Origin of the sequence: Dapis brunnea BLCC-M229 (assembly GCF_050015995.1) — a bacterium.
Classification (GTDB): Bacteria; Cyanobacteriota; Cyanobacteriia; order Cyanobacteriales; family Microcoleaceae; genus Trichodesmium.
This window is the reverse complement of record NZ_JBNHEP010000241.1, coordinates 21,669-27,795: the sequence shown is the minus strand read 5'-3', so window position 1 is coordinate 27,795 and position 6,127 is coordinate 21,669. Positions and strand designations below refer to the sequence as shown.

Genomic DNA, 6,127 nt, shown 5'->3' with positions numbered 1-6,127 from the left:
TTTGGTCGATTGGATATGTCGAGGAGACCTCGGCATCCCATCCTAAGGTCATGCTGCGCAAACGACCGCTGTCTTGGTCGATTGGATATGGCGAGGAGACCTCGCCATCCCTCGACCGCTTTTTCTCCATGAATGGAAAGGCTTTATACCTAAATTTTTCGGTAACTGTTAACTAAGTTCCTCCCCAGGAGGCTAACTGATAAATTAAATGACTTATATAATAAAAAGGTTGTCAACACAAAATCGAAGGACAAACTTATGAGTCGTAAATGTCAATTGACTGGAAAGAAAGCTAATAATGGCTATGCAGTTTCCCACTCCCACATTCGTACCCACAAATTACAGCACGCAAATCTCCAGTGGAAAAGAGTGTGGTGGCCTCAAGGTAATCGTTGGGTAAAGCTAAAATTATCTACCAAAGCAATTAAAACTTTGGAACACAAAGGTATACAAGCTATGGCCAAGGAAGCTGGCATTAACTTGAATAAGTGCTAATATCTTTCTTTCTTTACTCCTCTAATTTAGCCCTGTCTTCATCAACTTTAGGATAGGGCTATTTATTAATTTTTTCCTGGGATTTTAGCTTCTGAATCTACCTCAAACAGCAGAATCTAATACCAAATCTCGCGCATTCTTACTACATCTTTAGTAGAGGAGGGAGTAGGGAGTAGGGTTCAAAGACATAAGATATATTCACTCTTTAGCAAATATACTTAGAAGCTAGTGAACTACTAGAAAAATTAGGTTGTTGCTAGAGAGGTTCGCCAAGGATTTCAAATTATTGTCTCATCGCAAAGTTTATAGATATGAGACTTATCCCTTTATATCCTACATTATGCACCTGAAAAGTTAGGAGTCAGGAGCCAGGAGTCAGGAGTTATACTAAATCCGGTTATCATACACATTTTATTTTTATAGCCTAAATCCTTGGTAAAAATAGATTTAGTCGATATTTAAAAAGGGGTTTTGAAAACACGATTTGGTATCAGGAGTCAGGAGAAAATCATGGTGGTCATAATTGAGTAAACAATTAAGCACTTATCTTAGTATTTTCCTGAGAATCTGACGAATGAGAAAGGTGAATTAAGATGATTTATATAATATAAATACTTACCAAGCTACCGATTTTAATACTACTTTTAATGTTACAAGTTGACCTCCGGAATGTGAGTTGTAAGGATTGTAGCTATTGGCGAGTAAAAATGCTGGGAATTATTACTTTGTCTATATTGGATCGATTTTTTCCCTCTATTTACGGATAACTATATTATCGATGGCTCCTGAAAATTAAGTTCTGGAAAATTTAGAGGTATTTGTTTCCTGTTCAATCTTAAAATGTTGGCAGAAAACCCTTACCATAAGGATAGTCTTGGGGTCGGGAGGATGTCAAATTTGCTCGATAGACAATTCCAAAACCTTTATTTTTGCGTAGAAAACTGTAGATTAAATTAGGAATTTACGAAGATATGCTGTTGTCAGATTAGGATAATATTGGGTATATTTTAAACATAAAATTACTGAATTTAGCATCTAAATCATTATGACTGATTTTACTGTCGCAATCCCTACATATAATGGAGCTGAAAGATTACCATTAGTTCTAGACAAATTACGTTCTCAAATCAAGATAGAAGGACTATCTTGGGAAGTTATTGTTATAGATAACAACAGCCAAGACAACACACAAAAAGTAGTTAGAGAATATCAAAAAAACTGGCCTGAGCAAATTCCCTTGAGATACTCTTTTGAAGAACAACAAGGTGCAGGATTTGCTAGAAACAAAGCAGTAATGGTAGCAAATTCTCCTTTAATTGGTTTCCTAGATGATGATAATATTCCTGCACAAGATTGGGTGGCATCGGCTTATGAATTTGCTCAAAAATATCCCAAAGCAGGAGCTTATGCTAGTCAGATTCATGGAGATTTTGCCGGAGAATTACCACCTAATTTTGATCGAATTAAACCATTTTTTGCCATTACTGAAAGAGGCAATGAACCATTACTGTATAAACCTGCTATGAAGGTCATACCTCCTTCCGCTGGATTAGTAGTCCGTCGGGAAGCCTGGTTAGAAAATGTTCCAGAACACTGCATATTAACTGGTAGAAAAACAGGTTCAATGTTAACTGCTGAAGATACAGAAACTATTAGTTATATTCAACAAGGAGAATGGGAAATTTGGTATAATCCAGCAATGGAAGTAATTCACAAAATTCCCAAACATCGATTGGAAAAAGATTATTTAATCAGTTTTTTTCAGGGTATTGGCTTAAGCCGTTATGTCACCAGAATGTTAGGTGTTAAACGATGGTTAAAACCATTAGCTTTGTTCGCTTATACAGTAAATGATACTCGTAAAATTATCCGCCATTTACTTAAATATAATCTAAAGTTACGAACAGATGTAGTAGCAGCTTGTGAATTGGAATTATATATTAATAGTTTAATCAGTCCTTTTTATTTGTGGAAAAATGGTTATTTTGCAGAGGTTGCACAAAATCAAAATTCAGCCGTAGAATCTCAGGTGGTTTCAGTGAAACTGCTCAAATATTAGGTAATTTAGATGAAAATTATTCATTGGCCAGCATTTAGGATGGAGTATCGAAATTCCTATGGCTATTTGTGGTATTCCTCAATGGAACTACAGGGAATGAATTAGTGTTACAGAGTTCTCTTTGAGTAAACTACTGTTTAAACAGTATGATATTTTTCATGTCCACTGGCCCATAGAAACCATAGTCCGTCACCTCAACCCTTTTTAAGCTGGTTTACAGGAAATAAATATGCTATTAGCTATTGATTTTGCTAGGGTAAGAGGAACAAAAGTGATTTGGACTCTTCACGATAAACGTAGTTACTCAATTATTGCATCCCAAATTAGGTATTTGTTTCAGTCAGAGTTCATCAAGCGAGTTGATGGGTGCATCAGTCATTGTCAAGTAAGTAGAGACTGGGCAAATTTAACTTTTCCGATGTTGAGCGATCGCGTCCACAAAGTTATTCCTCACGATCATTATCGACAGGTTTATCCTAACAATTTGACATCCTCCCGACGCTGCTCTGCGAGACAGCGCGGGATTCCCATCCAATAAATTAAGAAGCAGCTAGGAAAAGTTTAGATATACCTTCTGGTTGTCATTAGACATCTCCGGAAAAAAGGGAACAGGGAACACAGAAGAGGGACGAGAGGGACGAGAGAGACGAGAGGGAGGAAGGTTTAAGAGCAAGAAAAAACTTAAATTTCCTGTTGATATTTACGCTAACTTTTACACAAACGATATAAACAGACATGATATTACAAATAGTTTCAAATTTTAAATGTCAAATAATTGCCTCAAACCTTTCTCTTGTAAAAGTTTTTAGCCTATCCAATCTAACTTCAGAATTCATAATTCAGAATTCTGTGAAATGGTATTACCATTTTAGGATATTTTAATTTCAGGTAGTGCATTATTAATTTATAGTGCTTTTCATTAACATAGAATACAGAGATTTTTTCTTAAAGCCAGAAGGCAGAAGTAATGTAAATACTAAAAAATTATGCTAGACTTAACTGTTGCTATACCAACTTATAATGGGGCGGATAGATTACCCTTAATATTAGAGAAACTGCGATCGCAAATCAACACAGAAAATATTTCTTGGGAAGTAATTGTAGTTGATAATAATAGCAGTGACAATATTACCGAAGTTGTAAAAAACTATCAAGCTAAGTGGCCAGAAAATATACCATTAAGATATTGCTTTGAAGCAGAACAAGGATTAGCTTTTGCTAGACAAAGAGCTATTGAAGAATCTAAAGGCTATTTTGTAGGTTTTCTTGATGATGATAACTTGGCAGAAGCAGACTGGGTAGCAGCAGCTTTTAAGTTTGGTCAAGAACATCAGAAAGCAGGTGCATATAATGGTAAGATAATAGGGAATTTTGAAGTTAATCCCCCGGAAAATTTTAATAAAATCAAACCTTATTTGGCTATTAGGGAACATGGTTCTCAACCCCATTTATTTGAACCAGAAAAATTAAGACTTCCTCCGGGTGCTGGATTAGTAATTAGAAAACAAGCATGGTTTGAATGTGTTCCTAGTCGGTTAGCTTTAACTGGAAGAGTAGGAAAAGTAATGGTAGCTGGTGAAGACTATGAAGCTTTGCTTTATTTACATAAAGGAGGGTGGGAAATTTGGTACAATCCAGCTATGTGTATTTATCACAAAATTCCCAAAAAACGTTTAGAAAGAGATTATTTACTTCCTTTAGGAAAAGGTATTGGTTTAGCTACTTGTCAGTTGCGAATGGTTAACGCTAAAAACTGGCAAAAACCATGGATTTTTACGAGAACAATATTAGGCAATTTGCGACGGATAACTCAGCTTTTTATTAAGTATCGGGGTCAAGTAAAAACCAATCTAATTTCAGCTTTTGAGTTAGAATACTTTTGGGGTAGTCTGCTAAGTCCTTTTTATATTTTTTACAAGTTGGGTAAAAATAAATAGTTTACCCTTTTTAACTTAATTAAATTTTGCCTAATTTCTATTACTTAAAATCCCCCTAAGCAAAATCATATTTATGCTTGAATAAACTAAAAAAATATGCCCCTAATATCTGTAATTATTCCCGCTTATAACTCAGAAAAAACAATCCAAGAGACCATAGAATCCGTTATTGAGCAAACCTTTGATGATTGGGAATTAATCGTAGTTAATGATGGCTCTCAAGATAGAACTTTAGAGGTAGTTTCTCGAATAAAAGACCCGAGAATTAAGCTTTTTTCTTATTCAAATGCTGGTGCCTCTGCTAGTCGTAACCGTGGATTTGATAATTCTGTAGGACAATTTATTGCTTTTCTTGATGCCGACGATCTTTGGACTACTGATAAATTGGAATCTCAATTAAATGCTTTGCAGCTCCATCCAGAGGCAGCAGTTGCTTATAGTTGGACTGATTATATTGATGAGTCTGGCAATTTTTTCAAACAGGGCGGGCGCGTTGTTTTTAATGGGGATGTTTATTCTAAACTATTAGTGAGAAATTTTTTAGAAAATGGTTCTAATCCTCTAATTAAAAGAGAAGCTATAAATGAGGTAGGTGGTTTTGATCAGTCGCTACAGGGAACTGAAGATTGGGAAATATATTTAAGACTGGGGAAAAAATATCATTTTGTAGCAGTAGAAAAACCTCAGATTTTGTACAGATTTTCTACTAATTCAATTTCTTCTAATCCTTTTACACAAGAGGTAGAATGTTTGAAGGTAATAGAACGTGCTTTTGAAAACGCTCCTGCATCTATTCAATACCTAAAAAAACATAGCTTGGCAAATATTTATAAATATCTGGCTTGCAAAACAATTGACTCTCAACCAACACAAAAAAAAGGCTTGGCAGTGATGAAACTTATTTTACTCTATGCTCTCAACGATCCTTATTTGAAATATGATTTAAAGTTTATTTTTGTAATCTTTGTTAAAAGCTTGGGATTTATTTTTTTGCCACCTGCTCTTTATCAAAAGTTATTAGGTTCTGTTGAGAGCAGAGCGCCCAAAACTAATTTAAAATTCAACAAACGACCGAACTAATTTTAGTTGAAAAAAAAAGCAGATGGGGCGAAAAAAATTTTGATTGCAAATAATTAAGCAGGAAGATAAATGCCGTGAGTAAATCTAGTCAATTGCAAATTTTAATGCTGCCTAGTAATGGTAATCTGGAGAAAGCTCTAAATCCTTATCAATTTTGGCTAGGTCAGGCATTAATAGCTCAGGGGCTATGTTGGGAAATTTGGTACAATCCAAGTATGTGTATTTATCACAAAATTCCCAAAAAACGCTTAGAAAGAGAGTATTTGCTTCCTTTAGGAAAAGGTATTGGTTTAGCTACTTGTCAGTTACGAATGGTTAATGCTAAAAACTGGCAAAAACCTGTGATTTTTTCTAGAACAATATTAGGCAATTTGCGAAGGATAATTCAGCTTTTTATTAAGTATCGTGGTCAAGTGAAAAGCAATCTAATATCAGCCTTTGAGTTAGAATACTTTTGGGGTAGTCTTCTAAGTGCTTTTTATTACTTAAGCAATATTTTGAAACCTGATAACACTAATAAAGCTGAGTAATTACTTATTTGATATTCTTTGATATC

6 protein-coding genes are annotated in these 6,127 nt (G+C 34.8%); all 6 read left to right on the top strand.

Annotation, left to right across the window (positions count from 1 at the left end; genetic code table 11):
* Positions 1-258: 258 nt before the first annotated feature.
* The 6 genes from rpmB (at position 259) to ACP6PM_RS27735 (ending at position 6,101) form a co-directional block, all read left to right on the top strand.
* On the top strand, positions 259-495 hold the full coding sequence (rpmB, locus tag ACP6PM_RS27760) for a 50S ribosomal protein L28 (protein WP_293101755.1): 237 nt from the start codon (positions 259-261) through the stop codon (positions 493-495).
* Positions 496-1,540: 1,045 nt separating this feature from the next.
* Entirely contained in the window at positions 1,541-2,554 is a 1,014-nt protein-coding gene (hpsE, locus tag ACP6PM_RS27755; protein WP_426590125.1) for a hormogonium polysaccharide biosynthesis glycosyltransferase HpsE, read from the top strand.
* Positions 2,555-2,783: 229 nt separating this feature from the next.
* Entirely contained in the window at positions 2,784-3,092 is a 309-nt protein-coding gene (locus ACP6PM_RS27750; protein ID WP_426590124.1) for a hypothetical protein, read from the top strand.
* A 448-nt stretch (positions 3,093-3,540) separates the two neighbouring features.
* The gene (hpsE, locus tag ACP6PM_RS27745) at positions 3,541-4,491 is read left to right on the top strand and encodes a hormogonium polysaccharide biosynthesis glycosyltransferase HpsE (RefSeq protein ID WP_426590123.1); all 951 of its coding nucleotides are present in this window, start codon (positions 3,541-3,543) and stop codon (positions 4,489-4,491) included.
* A gap of 96 nt (positions 4,492-4,587) precedes the next feature.
* Entirely contained in the window at positions 4,588-5,571 is a 984-nt protein-coding gene (locus tag ACP6PM_RS27740) for a glycosyltransferase (protein ID WP_426590122.1), read from the top strand.
* Between the two features lie 74 nt (positions 5,572-5,645).
* A complete protein-coding gene (locus tag ACP6PM_RS27735) occupies positions 5,646-6,101 on the top strand; it encodes a hypothetical protein (protein ID WP_426590121.1) in 456 nt (151 codons plus the stop codon).
* The last annotated feature ends 26 nt before the right edge of the window (positions 6,102-6,127 follow it).

What these genes read in the sequence shown, in the direction of transcription:
- hpsE (WP_426590123.1), top strand. Translation starts at nt 3,541, where the DNA reads ATGCTAGACTTAACTGTTGCTATACCAACTTATAATGGGGCGGATAGA.
- ACP6PM_RS27750 (WP_426590124.1), top strand. Translation starts at nt 2,784, where the DNA reads ATGCTATTAGCTATTGATTTTGCTAGGGTAAGAGGAACAAAAGTGATT.
- ACP6PM_RS27740 (WP_426590122.1), top strand. Translation starts at nt 4,588, where the DNA reads ATGCCCCTAATATCTGTAATTATTCCCGCTTATAACTCAGAAAAAACA.
- rpmB (WP_293101755.1), top strand. Translation starts at nt 259, where the DNA reads ATGAGTCGTAAATGTCAATTGACTGGAAAGAAAGCTAATAATGGCTAT.
- hpsE (WP_426590125.1), top strand. Translation starts at nt 1,541, where the DNA reads ATGACTGATTTTACTGTCGCAATCCCTACATATAATGGAGCTGAAAGA.